Source organism: Nocardia jejuensis NBRC 103114 (genome assembly GCF_001613145.1).
In the GTDB taxonomy this organism is placed as follows: Bacteria; Actinomycetota; Actinomycetes; order Mycobacteriales; family Mycobacteriaceae; genus Nocardia; species Nocardia jejuensis.
Genome location: NZ_BDBU01000039.1, coordinates 105,211 through 121,092, shown reverse-complemented (window position 1 = coordinate 121,092; position 15,882 = coordinate 105,211). Strand labels below are relative to the sequence as shown.

Sequence of the window (15,882 nt, the reverse complement as noted above, 5' to 3'; positions counted from 1 at the left end):
CGGCCGCCGACAGCGCGGCGACGGCCGCTGTACCGAGTCCGAAGGCGGCGGTGAGCGGGTGGATCCCACGCGCGGTGGCGGCGGGGCAGTTCCTGATGTCCAGCATCATGGTTCGGTCCTCGTCGTGCAGCCGGAGCCGAGTGCGACCGGCACTGTGTGTCGATCCTCGCTCGCGAGCAGCCGCCGCGGGCCGCATTACGGCAAGTTCGTGCATTCCGTGTCGCGCTCTCGGGTGCCGGGTTTCCGCGATTTTCGACGCATATCCGTAGGCGTGTGAACGGTCCTATGCTTGGCGACGATGTAGTAGCGCCGGGGGAAGGAGGCGCGAATGGGCAGGATTCCCACCACAGTCGGTTTGACGCGCGGAAATGGGCTGGTCGCGCGGTTCGGCAGTGTGGTGATTTTCGTGACGGGTGAGAGCCCGTCCACCGAACGGATACTCGGCGCGGCCGAGACCGCCTCGGGATCGTCCGATCCCGGGGTGGCGATCGCGCAGCGGCTGGCCGCGACGGTGTTCAGCAGCGCATCCGCGCAGCCGCCCGCGTTCGGGGTGGTCGCGCCGACGACGGGCGGCATTCTGGTGCTGCTGCGCGGTCCGGTGCGCGCCATCGTCGACACCGCGGAGGGCTCGCGGCACCTGTTCGGCGATCGGGCCATGACCTGGGCCGATGAGATAGTCCGTGATCCGGTACGCCGCCTCACCGTGGGCCTGGACGGCGCCACCGACCCGGAGATCGCGCACACCGATCTGCGGTCGGGTGTGGTCCCCGCCTCGGGTTTCGTCATCCACGCCCCGCGCACCGGCTCGGATCGACCGCGCACCTCCTCCGCCGCGATACCGAAACCCCCAGCGCCCGAATCCCCGGCGCCCGAGCCCTCGGCGCCCCAATCCCCGGCGCCCGAATCCCCAGCGCCCGAATTTTCGGAGGCCGCGACCCGCCGAGCGTCCCTGCCCACCCCGTCGCACACCCGCTTCCCGGCCTCCGGCACCCCGTCCGAGCCGATCCCCCGCATTCCCGACATCCCCGCGAGCCGGTCCGGCGAGCGCTCCCGCACGGGCGACGCCCTGACCCCCACCACGACCGCCGCCGCGCCGCCACCTCGCAAGTCTCCCGAGAACGCGGCGCCTGCCACCGGACCCGAGCACCAGTCACCACCCGGCGCGCCGCTCGCCGATCCGGCGGCTCCGAACAGGTCCGGGTCCGGCCCGATCCCGGTTCCCGATGCGACCACGCGCAACCCTCGCAACCAGCAGGACGCCGCACCGCGACTGTCGAAGCAGCTCGGTACCGACGCCGAGTCTCGCGACGCAAGACCGGACGTTCCGCCGCGTCGCAGCAGCCCCGATTCCGAACCGGCGCGGCCCGACTCCGGACCGGCACGGCGCGACTCCGGCGCGGTACAGCGCGACTCCGGACCGGCACAACGCAACTCCGGACCGGTACAGCGCGACTCCGGACCGGCACAACGCAACTCCGGAGCGGCGCAGCGCGATTCGGCTCCGGTCGCAGGGGATGCGGCCCCGAGCGGAGCCGAATCTCCGGACGACCGCCGCGGCAGACGTCCCGAGCCGGGCTCCTCGGACCCGAACCTCGGCAAGACGCCGCCGGTCGGCTGGTCCGACCCCACCCCGGGCAGCGGAAAGCCGGACCTGCGCGGTGAGCGACCCCGGACCGACCCGCGCGGCGGACGGCCCGCACACGCCCCGGCGGCAGGCACACCCGAGCCCGTCCCGGGGAGCCGTCCCGACCCGGACGACCAACCACCCACGGCGACATACGATTCGGAAGCCGCGGCCTTCGAGGATGTCGGGGCCGACCGCAAGTCCGCGCCCCATCTCGCCCGGCCGGTGGAGCCTCCGCCGCCGACCGCGACCGTGGCCGCGTTCCTCGGTGCGCTCACCACCTCCGACGGCGCGGTCTACCCATTGGACCGGCCCTACGTCATCGGCCGCGATCCGATGGGCGACGAATCGGTCAGGCGCGCAATCGCTTCGCCCATCGTCATCCCGCGCGACCGCCACGTCTCGCGCATCCACGCGCACGTGTTCGCCGAGAACAGAGTCGTGTTCATCCGCGACGCGGGCACCCCGGGCGGCACCTTCATCGCCGCGCCGGGCGCGGCGGACTGGGTGCGGATCGGCCAGCGCCCCGTCGAGCTGAAACCCGACTGGAGCCTGCGCATCGGCGAGCGCATCCTCACCTACCGCCCCGACCACGGAAGACACTGAGCCCGAGCATGTTCTGCCGGTGCGTACCCGAAGTTCGCGGCGCGCTCGTCGGTGATCGGCTCCCGCCGCACCCCCGGCCCGAGCTCTCCTGATCGGCAGGATCGATCCCCGGTGTGCGCGCCATCGCCGCCCGCCACCGGAGGCGAAGTCCACGCCCGTTCCACCGTGGACGTGGCCGGATCGACGCCCGGTTCGGTGTTCCCGCGCGGACCCGGCCGCACGAGTGGGCCGAGCATGTTCGCCGAGGTCCGGGACTAGTGCAGGGCCGACCAATCGCCGGAGCGCAGGGCCGCTCGGACCAGGGGCGGGATTTGGGTGCGGTGTCGAACGGCGTGCTGGGCGGCGGCTACGTCGGCGGGGTGGTGGCCCAGGACGGTGGCGCCGACCGCACGGTCGTGGGAGATGAGGAGTCGTCGATAGGAGCGGCCGCCGGGAGGTTCGGTGACGATCACCTCATCGCCCGGGGCCGGGTCGATCTTGCCGATCGAGAACAGTTCCAGCCCTACGCCTTTGAGGATGGTCGCGGGAGTCTCGAAGGCGAGCACCTGATCTCCGCCGAGCGCGTTGACCGCGGCGGCCTGGGCTTGTTCGGCCGCGATGGGCCACAGCCCGAGGACTCGATCACGATGTTCGGCGACGTCGCCGGCGGCGTAGACGTGCGGAACCGGGGTGCGCATGCGGTCGTCGACCAGAATGCCCCGGCCCACCGGTAGCCCCGCGCGCCGGGCCAGCTCGGCGTTGGGCCGAATACCGGTGGCGGTGAGGAACACTTCGCAGGGAAGTGTGCCGCCGTCCTTCAGCACGACGGTGCGCACGGCGGGATCGCCCAGGAGCCGGGCGGTTTCGGCACGGTGCCGCACCGCGATTCCGGCCCGGACGAAGTGCCCCAGGACCAGGCTGGAACAGCGCGGGTCGAGCTGTTTGCTCAGCAGGCGATCGCCGCGTTCGAGGACGGTGACGCGCAAACCCAGCTGGTGCAGGGCGTAGGCGGCTTCGAGCCCGAGCAGTCCCCCGCCCGCGACGACCGCCCGCGTGCACGAATGCTGCTGGGCGTACGCGCGGATGCGGAACGCGTCTGCGGCTTCACGCAGCACGAAACTGCCCGGGCGGTGCAGGTCTTCGATCTCCGGCAGGGCCGCGGAGGCACCCATGGCCAGGACCAGCCTGTCGTAGGGCAGGACGTCGCCGGTGCCCAGGTGAACCCGCTGGGTGCGCGGATCCACCCGGGTGGCAATGGTATTGAGCCACGCCGTCACCTGATGGTCCTCGTACCACTGGTCGGGCAGCAGATGCAGGCCCTGCATGGCGGAGCGGCCGTAGACGAGGCGGGAGATACCCATGCGGTTGTAGAACCCGTGCGTTTCCCGCCCGACGAGATGGATCTCGCAATCCGGGTGCCCGCGTCGCAGGAAGTCCGCGGCGGTGACGCCCGCGATCCCGTTGCCGATCACCACGACACTCACGATGGAGCGGTCGAAATGTGCCGGGGTGCGGCCGTTTCCGGTTCCGGGCTCGGGGGTGAGGGAGACGCGGACCCCTCCACCGGTGAGGCGTGCGCAGCAGGCCATCCGGGTGTTGTCCGCGAACCCGAGCCGCCGCAACGTGTTCCGTTCGTCGGCGGTAGGCTCGCACAGTTGATCGCCGCCCTCCAGCACGGCGATCGGATCCGCCCCGCACACACCCATCCGGCAGCCGGCCTCCAGTGCCAGATTCCCGCGCTCGGCGACGTCCAGCACGCTCATGCCGAGGTCGGCGGGCACCAGCGCGCCACCGGGCTCGAACGCGACCGAGGCCGCGGACACCGGCTCGGGCGCCGCAGCGGCTCGCAGGCTCGGCATCGGCAGCAGCACGGGCTCGGTGCGCCGCCCGGTGTGCACCGCGTACTGGAGCTCGGTGATCCTGGTGCGCGCCAGCCACAATGCGGTCGCCGACAGTACGGCCAGACTGATCGGCCACCGCAACCACGCCGCGCCGAGCCCGGTGATCGTCGTGAACGACGAGGCGAGAATGGCGCCGGCGAACCAGTAGAAGACGTTCAACGCCACCGCGATGTATCCGGCGGCCAGCATGGCGGGACTCAGCGAGGTGGTGGCTTCCAGCGCGAAGAACACCCCGACCGCGGCCAGCAGAAACAGAATCAGCAGCGCATACCGCTGCGGCACAGCCAGATTCACCTGTCCGGCCAGCACGAAGAAGCCGAGCACGAACCCGGGCAGAGCCGCGGCGAACAACTTGCGCGATACGGTCCAGCTCGACTCCTCGGCGAGATCGGCCTGGTAGGCGGCGCGGGGCTTGAAGTCGTAGCAGTTCTTGGAGCAGCCGACACACGGCCGGCAGTGGTTGTTGGCCACGGTCACGAACGGCGTCTGCCCGTACGCGCGCTGCAGCGGGAACAGCGGGCAGATGCTGCTGCACCACCCGCTTTTGCCCTTGAGCGCCACACCTCCGGCGAATGCCGCGGTGAGCACGCCCAGCAGCACCGCGCCGGTGGCGAGACCACTGCGGTCCAGTCCGGCCAGCCGCGATCCGGCGATCCCGAAGAACAGCGCGACGGCGATGAGATATCCACGCTCCTGCAACCATCGGGGCGGTGTCCCGGCACGGCTGAATCGGAACAGTCGCGGTAGCTGATTGGCGGCGGCCAGCGGACAGGTGTTGCGCCACAGGCCCGGTGCGATGAGGAACAGACCCGGCAGCACCGGCACGATCAGACCGAAGAACACGAAGAGTCCGGCCGCGGGGCGTACGAACAGGGTCACTATCACCACCAGGTACGCGGTGATGCTCGCGAATCGCACACCCTGCCATACCCGCAGCGGCACCCGGGACGGCAGTTCGGTGAAGGCGGGGAACAGATTCCGCTCCCCCGTCGGGTCGATGGCCAATACCCGGCTCGCCAGCGCCACCGCGCGCGACGGCGGCCGATCCGCGCGTGGCGGCGGGGGTGGCGCGAGCCCCACCATCGCACCCAGCTGTGTATCGGAGACCTCGAGTTCGGCGGGCTCACGGCCGGGAGTGTGCAGCACGATGATCTCGGTTCGCCCGAGCCGCACCACATCTCCGGTCTCGAGCGCGCGGCGTCCGGACACTCGCACGCCATTGACGGTCGTGCCGTTGCGACTGTCGAGGTCGACCACCGACAGCGCGGTCGGCGTCGGCACCAGGCGCAGATGACGGCGCGACACGCCGCCGTCCGAGAGCACCTCGGTCGCGCCCTCGCGGCCGAAAATTACCGGGCCGTCGAGCATTCGCCGCCGAATCGGCCGCCCCCACTCCCGGATTTCTATCCACGGCTGCCCCACCATCGCGCGCCCTCCCTTTCGCGTCCACCGGCCAGCGCCGGTGAGCCCCCCGGTATATCGAGCGCACCCGTGCCGAATGTGACAGTCCGCGGGGGTTCCCTCGGATTTTCGCGCGATCGCGATGCGGCCGCACAGCGACTGCGTTTCCCGAGCCGGCGGCGGGCGGTTGCGGCGGCTCGGACCTACGATCGGGACACCGACTGGGACACTCCCGCGGCAGGAGAGGACACTGGAGTCATGCATCGTGCCGCGCCGAAACACGATATCGACGAGTCCGACCTGTCGGTCACCGCACCGAAGACCCAGGCCGCCGGGGTGAAAGCCGTCACCGTCGCGCTCGAGCGGGCGGTCGAGGAGATGGGCGTGGTCCGCACCGCCCGCACGCTGGCGCGGGTCAATCAACGCCACGGCTTCGACTGCCCGGGCTGCGCCTGGCCCGAGCCCAGCGGTACCCGCCGTCCCGCCGAGTTCTGCGAGAACGGCGCGAAGGCCGTCGCCGAGGAGGCGACCCTGCGCACGGTGACGCCCGAATTCTTCGCCGAGCACTCCGTCCGGGACCTGGCCGGCAAATCCGGCTATTGGCTCGGCCAGCAGGGCCGCCTCACCCATCCGATGGTGCTGCGGCCCGGCGACACGCACTACTCCCGGATCGACTGGGCCGACGCCTACCGCTTGATCGCCGAGACGCTGCGCGGCCTGGGCTCCCCGGACGAGGCGCTGTTCTACACCTCCGGCCGCACCGCCAACGAGACCGCGTTCCTGTATCAGCTGCTGGTGCGCAGTTTCGGCACCAACAATCTGCCGGACTGCTCGAACATGTGCCACGAATCCTCGGGCACCGCTCTGACCGGCTCGATCGGCATCGGCAAGGGTTCGGTCACGATCGACGATTTCTCGAAGGCCGATCTGATCATCGTGGCCGGGCAGAACCCGGGCACCAACCATCCGCGCATGCTGTCCGCGCTCGGTGAGGCGAAAGCCCACGGCGCCAAGGTGATCGCGGTGAATCCGCTGCCGGAGACCGGCCTGATCGGATTCAGCGATCCGCAGACCGTTCGCGGCCTCACCGGCGGCATCAGCATCGCCGACGATTTCCTGCAGATCCGGCTCGGCGGCGATATGGCGCTGTTCCAGGGCCTGGCCAAGCTGCTGTTCGAGGCCGAGGACCGCGCGCCGGGCACGGTCGTGGACCACGAGTTCGTGAACACCCACACCGCCGGCTTCGCCGAATACGAAAAGCACATGCGCGCGGTCGATCTCGACGTGGTGCAGGAGGCCACCGGCCTGACCCGCGAGGATCTGGACCGCACCGCCCGCCTCCTGGCCGAGTCCGGCTCGGTCATCATCTGCTGGGCGATGGGCCTGACCCAGCAGCTGCACGGTGTGGCCACCATCGAGGAGGCCACCAATCTGCTGCTGCTGCGCGGCATGATCGGCAAGCCCGGCGCGGGTGTGTGCCCGGTGCGCGGGCATTCGAACGTGCAGGGCGACCGCACCATGGGCGTCTGGGAGAAGATGCCCGATGCCTTCCTGGACGCCCTGGATCGCCGCTTCGGCATCACCAGTCCCCGCGAACACGGGTGGGACACCGTCGATTCCATTCGCGCCATGCGCGACGGCCGCGCCCGGGTGTTCTTCGGCATGGGCGGCAATTTCGTGTCCGCCACCCCCGACACCGAGGTCACCGAGGCCGCGCTGCGCGCCTGCGAGCTCACCGTGCAGGTGTCGACCAAACTCAATCGCAGCCATGTCGTGCACGGTGGCACCGCGCTCATCCTGCCGACCCTGGGACGCACCGACGAGGACGTGCAGGACGGGGCGCGCCAGCAGGTATCGGTCGAGGACTCGATGTCGATGGTGCACCTGTCCACCGGACGGCTGAAGCCGGTCAGCTCCGAGCTGCGCAGCGAGGTGGGCATCGTGTGCGAGCTGGGCCGGGAACTGTTCGGTCCCGAGCACACCGTGCCGTGGGCGGACTTCCAGCGCGACTACGACAGGATCCGGGACGCCATCGCCGATGTCGTGCCCGGCTGCACCGACTACAACGCGAAGGTCCGGGGCCGCAACGGCTTCCAGCTCCCGCATCCGCCGCGTGATGCCCGCGAGTTCCGGACCGCCACCGGTAAGGCGAATTTCGCGACCAACGAGCTGCACTGGCTGCCGGTGCCCGAGGGCCGGTTGATCCTGCAGACCCTGCGCAGCCACGATCAGTACAACACCACCATCTACGGCCTGGACGACCGCTACCGCGGTATCCACAACGGCCGCCGGGTGGTGCTGGTGCATCCGCGGGACATCACCGAATTCGGTTTCGCCGAAGACGATCTGGTGGACATCGTCTCGGAGTGGACGGACGGCACCGAGCGCCGTGTGCAAGGCTTCCGGCTGGTCGGCTACGCGACGCCGCGCGGCAACGCCGCCGCCTACTACCCGGAGACCAATCCGCTGGTGCCGCTGGATCACGTTGCGCGCCGGTCCAATACACCCGTCTCCAAGGCGGTCACCATCCGACTGGAACGGCACACCCACACCGCATGAGCCGAGTCACCGCCCGCCGCAAGACGCTGCGCATCTCCCCCGCCGGAACCGTGCGGCGCCCCGACACCCTGGCCGTGGAGGAGCCGCTGGAAATCCGCACCGGCGGTGAATCTCTCGCGATCACCATGCGCACCCCCGGCGCGGATATCGATCTGGTGCACGGTTTCCTGTTCAGCGAGGGAATCATCGACACCGTCGAGGACATCGTCACCGCGCGGTACTGCGCGGGCACCGACGACGCCGGGCAGAACACCTACAATCTGCTCGACATCCAGTTGCGCACGCCGGTTCCGGTGCGGCCGCGCAACTTCCTGACCAACAGCGCCTGTGGCCTCTGCGGCAAGACCGCACTCGACGAGGTGCGCACCCGGCTCCGGTTCCCGCTGCCGGACCTGCCTGCGATGGTGGATGTCGCGACGCTGTCGAGGCTGCCCGCCGAATTGCGTTCTCGCCAGCAGGTGTTCGACGCCACCGGCGGTCTGCACGCGGCCGCGCTGTTCACCGCCGACGGCACCGCGCTCGTCGTGCGCGAGGACGTCGGCCGGCACAACGCGGTGGACAAGGTGATCGGCTGGGCGCTGCGCGAGAACCGGCTGCCCGCCCACGATCTGATCCTCATGGTGAGCAGTCGCGCCTCCTTCGAGCTCGTCCAGAAGGCGGCCATGGCGGGTATTCCGGTGCTCGGCGCGGTCTCGGCTCCCAGTTCCCTGGCCGTCGACCTGGCCGAGGACTCCGGTCTCACGCTCATCGGCTTCCTGCGCGGGGACAGCATGAACGTCTACACCGCCACCGAACGCATCGATCTGTGAGCAGTCCGCCGAGTTCCGGCGGCGGTTCCGCAGAGTGAGCCGGATCCGGCTGCCGACGCCGATGTCCTGCTAGTCTGCGATCTAGAACAGGTTCCAATTTCTCGGGAGTATCCAATGGCAGTGCAGCCTCGTGACGTGGTCGAACAGTATGTGAAGTTGGTGGCCACCGGCCCCACCGAGGACGTCGTGGCGCTCTACGCCGCCGACGCCGTGGTCGAGGATCCGATCGGCAGCGAGCCGCGCGTCGGACACGAGAAGATCCGCGAGATGTACACCGCGCTCGAGAGCATGCGGCGCGAGACCGAACTGCACACCGTGAAGGTCAGCGGCACGCACGCGGCCGTATCGTTCTCGCTGTACGGCACCTTCGGCGACCAGAAGATGACGCTGTCCCCGATCGACATCATGGAGTTCGACGACGAGGGAAAGATCGTCAGCATGAAGGCCTACTGGGGGCCGGAAGATCTGAAAATGGAGCAGATCTAACGGAGCTCTTGTTCCCGTCCGTCCGCCGAATTACCGTGACCTCACACTGATTCGGCGACGGATGGAGGGGCCCGGTGCGAATCTCACTGCGCGGCAACGGCGACGGATTCCAGGTGCGCATGCACCTGGAGGTGAACCGGCGACGCTGGCTGGCGATGCAGATCATGCTGGGCGTGCTGGCCGCCCAAGCGGTGATCATCGGACTCTGGGCCGTCATCGCGCCGATGTCCTTCTACGACAGTTTCCCCGGCTTCGGGATGCACTGGGTCAGCGTGGACGGGCCGTACAACCATCACCTGGCGGCCGATGTGGGCGCGTTCTTCCTGGCCATGGGCGTGATGACGGCCGCGGCCCTGTGGTACCGCGACAGCATGCTCGGGCGGCTGGCCGGCCTGGGCTGGCTGGTCTTCGGCGTCCCGCACTTTCTGTACCACGCCCTGCACCGCCCGGCGGACCTCGGCGGCGCGAGCTTCACCCTCAGCCTGATCGGCGCGCTCGTCCTGCCCGCGCTCGGGCTGGCCATCATTCTCCTCGCCCCGCGAGAGCGCACCCAGATCACCGAACCCGCACCGATCAACGTCCGCTTCCCGCGTCGTAAGGGCACCTCCACCGGCCGATGAATTCCGCTCCGCCGCACCGTCGTAACAGGGGAAGCGAGCGCGCCGATTTCCATAACATCGGAGTAAAGGTTCAACGGCGAACCAGGGGAATCAACGGAGATTCCCGGTCCGGGCACGATCAGCGGTATCGATCGTCACCGACTTCGACGGGGAGCACCCAGCCGACGGACTCATCCACCGCGGCTGGTCCGCCTCGAGCGTCCTGCACAGCGGTACAACGCCTGACGAACTCCTGTCAACGGGGCTGGTCGACACGCGGTGGTCGTTGACATTCCCGGCCATCCTCGGCCGCGGCACAGGCGCCGCGCCGCAGCCGGGTCGAGCGACCGATCAACCCTCGCGAATTCGCACCTCGCGCCGCGGCGTAGCCCTCGAAAATCGGTACCCTCGGAAAATCGGTAGCCCTCGGAAATCACCGAAACAATGGCAGACGCGAGCGCTCCGGCGTCGCGAGAAAAACCGCAAGTCCGAATAGCCCTGAAACGAAAACGGCCCCGCGAGAGATTCTCGCGGGGCCGTTGTTCTTCAGCTGATTACGCCGACTTCTCGCGGCGCTCGGGGCCGGACTGACGCTTGCGCGGCACGATGGTCGGCAGCACGTTGTCGTTCACCGTATCGGCGTCGACGACGACCTTGGCGACATCGTCGCGGCTGGGGATGTCGTACATGGTCGGAAGCAGCACTTCCTCCATGATGGCCCGCAGGCCACGAGCGCCGGTGCCGCGCAGAATCGCTTGATCCGCAACGGCTTCCAGTGCGTCCTGGGTGAATTCCAGGTCGACGCCGTCCATTTCGAACAGGCGAACGTACTGCTTGACCAGCGCGTTCTTCGGCTCGCCCAGAATCCGGACGAGGGATTCCTTGTCCAGGTTGGTCACCGAGGCGACGACCGGGAGACGGCCGATGAACTCGGGGATGAGGCCGAACTTGATCAGATCCTCGGGCATGACGTCCGCGAAGTGATCGGCGGTGTCGATCTCGGCCTTGGAGCGGACCTCCGCGCCGAAACCGATGCCGCGCTTGCCGACTCGGTCCTGCACGATGCGCTCCAGACCCGCGAACGCACCCGCGACGATGAACAGCACGTTCGTCGTGTCGATCTGGATGAATTCCTGGTGCGGATGCTTGCGGCCACCCTGCGGCGGCACCGAGGCCTGGGTGCCCTCGAGGATCTTCAGCAGCGCCTGCTGCACACCCTCACCGGAGACGTCGCGCGTGATCGACGGATTCTCCGACTTACGGGCGATCTTGTCGACCTCGTCGATGTAGATGATGCCGGTCTCGGCGCGCTTCACGTCGTAGTCGGCGGCCTGGATCAGCTTGAGCAGGATGTTCTCGACATCCTCACCGACATAACCGGCTTCGGTCAGCGCGGTGGCATCGGCGATCGCGAAGGGCACGTTCAACATCTTGGCCAGCGTCTGCGCGAGGTACGTCTTACCGCAGCCCGTCGGACCCAGCATCAGGATGTTCGACTTGGCCAACTCGACCGTTTCGCCACGGGAGTCGCGGCCCTTGTCGCCGGCCTGAATTCGCTTGTAGTGGTTGTACACCGCGACGGCCAGATTGCGCTTCGCAGAATCCTGCCCGATTACGTACTGCTCCAGGAAATCACGGATCTCCTGGGGCTTCGGCAGTTCATCGAGTTTGACTTCGCTGGACTCGGCCAGCTCCTCCTCGATGATCTCGTTGCACAGATCGATGCACTCGTCGCAGATGTACACCCCCGGTCCCGCAATGAGCTTCTTGACCTGCTTCTGGCTCTTTCCGCAGAACGAGCACTTGAGCAGGTCGCCGCCATCACCGATGCGCGCCATCTCCTGGGTCCCTACTTCCTTGTCCGCGTGCAACCGTCTGATCTCGATTGCCGGCGAGCTGCCTTCTTCAAGCGTAAGCCGTGACCCCTGAGTTTGCGGCTACGGCGATCCAGCTGTGCTGGGAAATGCTGGTTTCTCGAGTCCGCAGCCTTCTCGAGTGCAGAGCCCTCAAAGTTCAGCGCTTCCCAACTGCAGAGCCTTCAAAGTTACAGCGCTACCCAACTGCATAGCCGACAACCACGAGCAAAGGTCCCTAGAGTGACCGTACCCGTTATTCGCGACCGAGGTCGATAACTTGGGCACGTTTCTCGCCGGACATGTGCGTGGACTCACCCCTGCCCGGGTGGTGGGGACACACCTTCCCCACCACCCCCGAGGCGACTACTTCTGGGCGCTGAGCTTGCGGTACTCGAACACCGTGTCGATGATCCCGTACTCCGCGGCCTCGGCGGCGGTCAGGATCTTGTCGCGATCGGTGTCCTTGCGGATGGTGTCCGCGTCCTTGCCGGTGTGGCGAGCCAGCGTGGTCTCCATGAGACGGCGCATGCGCTCGATCTCCGCGGCCTGGATCTCCAGATCCGAGACCTGGCCCTGGATGCCGCCCGAGGTGGACGGCTGGTGGATCAGCACGCGGGCGTTCGGCAGGGCGGCACGCTTGCCCGCGGCGCCCGCGGCGAGCAGTACGGCCGCGGCCGAGGCGGCCTGACCCAGGCAGACGGTCGCGACGTCGGCGCGCACGTACTGCATGGTGTCGTAGATGGCCATCAGCGCGGTGAACGAACCACCGGGCGAGTTGATGTACATCGTGATGTCGCGGTCCGGGTCAAGGGATTCCAGCACCAGCAGCTGCGCCATGATGTCGTTCGCGGAGGTGTCGTCCACCTGCGCGCCGAGGAAGATGATGCGCTCCTCGAACAGCTTGTTGTACGGGTTGGACTCCTTGACGCCGAAGCTCGAGTGCTCGACGAAGGACGGCAGGATGTAGCGCGCTTGCGGCATCGACGAGCCGGCGGCGGCGAAGGTGATGCCCGCGGCCCGCGGGTCCATCATGTTCGACATATGGGTCTCCAAAAGTCTTTGTGGTGGGCAGCGGGACTAGTTGACGCCATCCGCCTGGCGCGCGTGGGCGACCACGTGGTCGATGAACCCGTACTCCAGCGCGGCGGCGGCGGTGAACCAGCGGTCGCGATCCGCGTCGGCGGTCACCTGCTCGAGGGAGCGACCGGTGTGCAGCGCCTGCAGCTCGTTGAGTTCGCGCTTGGTGTAGGCGAACTGCTCGGCCTGAATGGCGATGTCGGCGGCCGAACCACCCAGGCCCGCGGACGGCTGATGCATCATGATCCGCGCGTGCGGCAGCGCGAAACGCTTGCCCTTGGCACCGGCGGCGAGCAGGAACTGTCCCATCGAGGCGGCCAGACCCATGCCCACCGTGCGGATGTCGCACTCCGCGAACTGCATGGTGTCGTAGATGGCCATACCGGCGGTCACCGAACCACCCGGCGAGTTGATGTAGAGCGAGATGTCCTTGTTCGGATCCTCGGCCGACAACAGCAGGATCTGGGCGCAGAGCCTGTTGGCGATGTCGTCGTCGACCTGGCTGCCCAGGAAGATGATGCGCTCACGCAGCAGCCGCTCGTACACCGAATCACTGAGGTTCAGACCAGCAGTCGCGGATGTCATCTGCACCCCTGCTTGATTGTTTGTCACGGATACCTGCCCTCTCTCACCGGCTCGGTCCCACCAAGCCCCTACCTGATCACTTCGGAACTTCCTGCGCTGTCACAGACCCTAACGAAGCAGGGCGGCACCGAACTCCCGGTACCGCCCTGCTTCGCTCACAGCGCAAAACTACTCGACGCTCGGCGTCGTGGTAACTCGGCCTCTGCCTGGGTTACCTACTTGGCTTCCGCGGCCTCGACCTCGGCGGTCTCCGCCTCGGTGGCGTCGGCGACCTCGGCCAGCTCCTCGGCCGACACCTCTTCGGCCTCGGCGGCCGGGTTGCCGAACATCTCGGTGGTGTCCACGGCGTTGCCCGCGGTGTCGGTCACGGCGGCCTGGACGACCACGCCCGCCAGGGCCTTACCGCGACGCACGTCCGCGAAGACGGCGCCGAGCTGGCCGGCCTGCTGGATCTGCTGGATGAACTGATCGGGCGACATGCCGTAGCGCTGCGCCTGGAAGATGATCCGCTCGTACAGCTCGTCCTGGCCGACCTGGGTGTTCTCCGCCTCGGCGATCGAGTCCAGCAGCAGCTGGGTCTTGACCGACTTCTCGGCGGACTCCTTGGTGTCCTTGTCGAACTCCTCGCGGGAGGAGCCCTGGGCCTCGAGGGCCTCGGCCAGCTTCGCCTCGTCGTGGTCGAAACCGTGCACGGCGTCGTGGACGACGGCGTCGATCTCGGCCTGGACGACCTTCTCCGGCAGCGGGATCTCGACGGTCTCGAGCAGGGTCTCGAGCACCTTGTCGCGGATCTCGCCGGCCTGCTCGACCTTCTTGACGCGCTCGACGCGACCCTTGAGGTCGGTCTTCAGCTCGTCGATGGTGTCGAATTCGCTTGCCAGCTGGGCGAAGTCGTCATCGGCCTCGGGCAGCTCGCGCTCCTTGACCGACTGCACGGTGACGGTGATGACCGCGTCCTTGCCCGAGTGATCGCCCGCGACCAGCTTGGAGGTGAAGTCCTTGGACTCCTCGGCCTTGAGACCGATCAGGGTCTCGTCGAGGCCCTCGATGAGCTGGCCCGAACCGACCTCGTGCGACAGGCCGGTGGTGGAGGCCTCTTCGACCTCGACGCCGTCGACGGTGGCAGCCAGATCGATGGAGACGAAGTCGCCGTCCTGGATCGCCCGCTCGACCGCGTTCAGGGTGCCGAAGCGCTGACGCAGCGAGGTGAGCTGCTCCTCGATGTCCGCATCGGTGATCTCGATCGGATCGACGGTGACCGCGATCGCCGAGAAGTCCGGCAGGGTGATCTCGGGGCGGACGTCCACCTCGGCGGTGAAGGCCAGCTCTTCGCCGTCCTCGATCTTGGTGATCTCGATCTCGGGCTGGCCGATGACCTTCACGTCGGAGGACTGCACGGCATCGCTGTAGCGCTTCGGGAGCACTTCGTTGACGACCTGCTCGAGGACCGCGCCGCGACCCACACGAGCTTCGATGAGCTTGGCCGGAGCCTTGCCCGGGCGGAAGCCGGGGATCTTGATCTGCTGCGCGAGTGCCTTGTAAGCCTTGTCGAAGTCCGGCTTCAGCTCCTCGAAGGGCACCTCGACGTTAATCCGGACCCGGGTCGGGCTCAGCTGCTCGACGGTGCTCTTCACGGACATGCTCCTTGTTCGTTGTTCATGGTTGACGTCTCGGTTCCCCCCGAACGCATCGCGACCAGGTTAGTTGACGGGTCCGAGGCTCGTGTAACCGGTCACGGCACACGGCTGTGCGCGACCGGTTCTCTCCCCGGTCGCGCTGGTCCAGCCCTCGGACCTCAGCTACCGACCTTGACGGCGTCGGTGACGAAGACCAGGGTCTCGTTCGGCTTCATGCCGCCGCGGCTGCTCGCACCGTAGCCCAGGTTCGGCGGAACGATGAGGAGGCGGCGGCTGCCCTGTGTCACGCCGACCAGGCCCTGATCCCAGCCCTGGATAACCTGTCCCCCGCCCAGCGTCAGCGGGAAGGTCTCGCCGCGATCGAAGGAGCTGTCCAGCTTCTTCTTGTCCGACCAGGTGATCAGGCTGTAGTTCATGGTCAGCTGCTGACCGGCGGCGGCCGCGGGGCCGTCACCCACGACCAGATCCTTGACGACGAGTTCCTTGGGCGGATCGCAGTCGTCCGGGATGGTGATCTTCGGAACGACTCCGAAACCACCGTCGACCTTGATGTCGTCGGCGGTGCATTCGCGGCCGGTGCTCTGCGGCTGGCCGGCCTTGGCCTGCGCGCTGGAGACGGTGCTCTTCGCCGTCGAGGTCGCCGTCGCCTCGTTGTCGTCGCCGCTTCCGCAGCCCGCCAATACGAGCGCCGCGGCCGCGACCACGCCGATCTTCCCCAACACGCGCATTCGCACTCCCTCTCGACAGGTTTCCGGACGGTCGA

Annotated in this window: 12 protein-coding genes; 6 read left to right on the top strand and 6 right to left on the bottom strand. The window is 68.0% G+C overall.

Annotated features, from left to right (window positions below; genetic code table 11):
* Nucleotides 1-858: 858 nt before the first annotated feature.
* Complete coding sequence (locus tag NJ1_RS40270) at nt 859-1,662, top strand: hypothetical protein (protein ID WP_218025276.1); 804 nt, start codon at nt 859-861, stop codon at nt 1,660-1,662.
* A 187-nt stretch (nt 1,663-1,849) separates the two neighbouring features.
* Nucleotides 1,850-2,230 carry an FHA domain-containing protein gene (locus NJ1_RS40695; protein ID WP_281202168.1) on the top strand — a complete coding sequence of 127 codons (381 nt, stop codon included), beginning with the start codon at nt 1,850-1,852 and terminating at the stop codon, nt 2,228-2,230.
* 254 nt (nt 2,231-2,484) lie between these two features.
* On the opposite strand, the gene NJ1_RS28250 is transcribed toward NJ1_RS40695, so the two are convergent.
* Nucleotides 2,485-5,535, bottom strand: coding sequence for an FAD-dependent oxidoreductase (locus tag NJ1_RS28250; protein ID WP_067699819.1), 3,051 nt, complete (start codon nt 5,533-5,535; stop codon nt 2,485-2,487).
* A gap of 234 nt (nt 5,536-5,769) precedes the next feature.
* Here NJ1_RS28250 and NJ1_RS28245 point away from each other — a divergent pair, with 234 nt between their 5' ends.
* The 4 genes from NJ1_RS28245 (at nt 5,770) to NJ1_RS28230 (ending at nt 9,985) form a co-directional block, all read left to right on the top strand.
* Nucleotides 5,770-8,070: an FdhF/YdeP family oxidoreductase gene (locus NJ1_RS28245; protein WP_067699851.1), complete on the top strand. Its 2,301-nt coding sequence runs from the start codon at nt 5,770-5,772 to the stop codon at nt 8,068-8,070.
* Nucleotides 8,067-8,879: a formate dehydrogenase accessory sulfurtransferase FdhD gene (gene fdhD, locus NJ1_RS28240; RefSeq protein WP_067699814.1), complete on the top strand. Its 813-nt coding sequence runs from the start codon at nt 8,067-8,069 to the stop codon at nt 8,877-8,879. Before NJ1_RS28245 ends, fdhD begins: the two co-directional genes overlap by 4 nt.
* 114 nt (nt 8,880-8,993) lie before the next feature.
* The gene (locus NJ1_RS28235) at nt 8,994-9,365 is read left to right on the top strand and encodes a nuclear transport factor 2 family protein (protein WP_067699813.1); all 372 of its coding nucleotides are present in this window, start codon (nt 8,994-8,996) and stop codon (nt 9,363-9,365) included.
* 74 nt (nt 9,366-9,439) lie between these two features.
* Entirely contained in the window at nt 9,440-9,985 is a 546-nt protein-coding gene (locus NJ1_RS28230; protein ID WP_067699812.1) for a hypothetical protein, read from the top strand.
* A gap of 533 nt (nt 9,986-10,518) precedes the next feature.
* Here NJ1_RS28230 and clpX read toward each other — a convergent pair.
* From clpX to NJ1_RS28205, 5 genes are all read right to left on the bottom strand, one after another.
* Nucleotides 10,519-11,802 carry an ATP-dependent Clp protease ATP-binding subunit ClpX gene (gene clpX, locus NJ1_RS28225; protein WP_067699849.1) on the bottom strand — a complete coding sequence of 428 codons (1,284 nt, stop codon included), beginning with the start codon at nt 11,800-11,802 and terminating at the stop codon, nt 10,519-10,521.
* Nucleotides 11,803-12,183: 381 nt separating this feature from the next.
* On the bottom strand, nt 12,184-12,801 hold the full coding sequence (locus NJ1_RS28220; protein WP_174557131.1) for an ATP-dependent Clp protease proteolytic subunit: 618 nt from the start codon (nt 12,799-12,801) through the stop codon (nt 12,184-12,186).
* 96 nt (nt 12,802-12,897) lie between these two features.
* Nucleotides 12,898-13,482 (bottom strand): ATP-dependent Clp protease proteolytic subunit, encoded by a 585-nt coding sequence (locus tag NJ1_RS28215; protein WP_067699810.1) that lies wholly within the window; start codon nt 13,480-13,482, stop codon nt 12,898-12,900.
* 215 nt (nt 13,483-13,697) lie between these two features.
* The gene (tig, locus tag NJ1_RS28210) at nt 13,698-15,116 is read right to left on the bottom strand and encodes a trigger factor (RefSeq protein ID WP_067699847.1); all 1,419 of its coding nucleotides are present in this window, start codon (nt 15,114-15,116) and stop codon (nt 13,698-13,700) included.
* A 161-nt stretch (nt 15,117-15,277) separates the two neighbouring features.
* Nucleotides 15,278-15,847 carry an FKBP-type peptidyl-prolyl cis-trans isomerase gene (locus NJ1_RS28205; RefSeq protein WP_067699809.1) on the bottom strand — a complete coding sequence of 190 codons (570 nt, stop codon included), beginning with the start codon at nt 15,845-15,847 and terminating at the stop codon, nt 15,278-15,280.
* Between the last annotated feature and the right edge of the window lie 35 nt (nt 15,848-15,882).

What these genes read in the sequence shown, in the direction of transcription:
- NJ1_RS28250 (WP_067699819.1), bottom strand. Translation starts at nt 5,535, where the DNA reads ATGGTGGGGCAGCCGTGGATAGAAATCCGGGAGTGGGGGCGGCCGATT.
- NJ1_RS28245 (WP_067699851.1), top strand. Translation starts at nt 5,770, where the DNA reads ATGCATCGTGCCGCGCCGAAACACGATATCGACGAGTCCGACCTGTCG.
- fdhD (WP_067699814.1), top strand. Translation starts at nt 8,067, where the DNA reads ATGAGCCGAGTCACCGCCCGCCGCAAGACGCTGCGCATCTCCCCCGCC.
- NJ1_RS28235 (WP_067699813.1), top strand. Translation starts at nt 8,994, where the DNA reads ATGGCAGTGCAGCCTCGTGACGTGGTCGAACAGTATGTGAAGTTGGTG.
- clpX (WP_067699849.1), bottom strand. Translation starts at nt 11,802, where the DNA reads ATGGCGCGCATCGGTGATGGCGGCGACCTGCTCAAGTGCTCGTTCTGC.
- NJ1_RS28220 (WP_174557131.1), bottom strand. Translation starts at nt 12,801, where the DNA reads ATGCCGCAAGCGCGCTACATCCTGCCGTCCTTCGTCGAGCACTCGAGC.
- NJ1_RS28215 (WP_067699810.1), bottom strand. Translation starts at nt 13,482, where the DNA reads ATGACATCCGCGACTGCTGGTCTGAACCTCAGTGATTCGGTGTACGAG.
- NJ1_RS28205 (WP_067699809.1), bottom strand. Translation starts at nt 15,847, where the DNA reads ATGCGCGTGTTGGGGAAGATCGGCGTGGTCGCGGCCGCGGCGCTCGTA.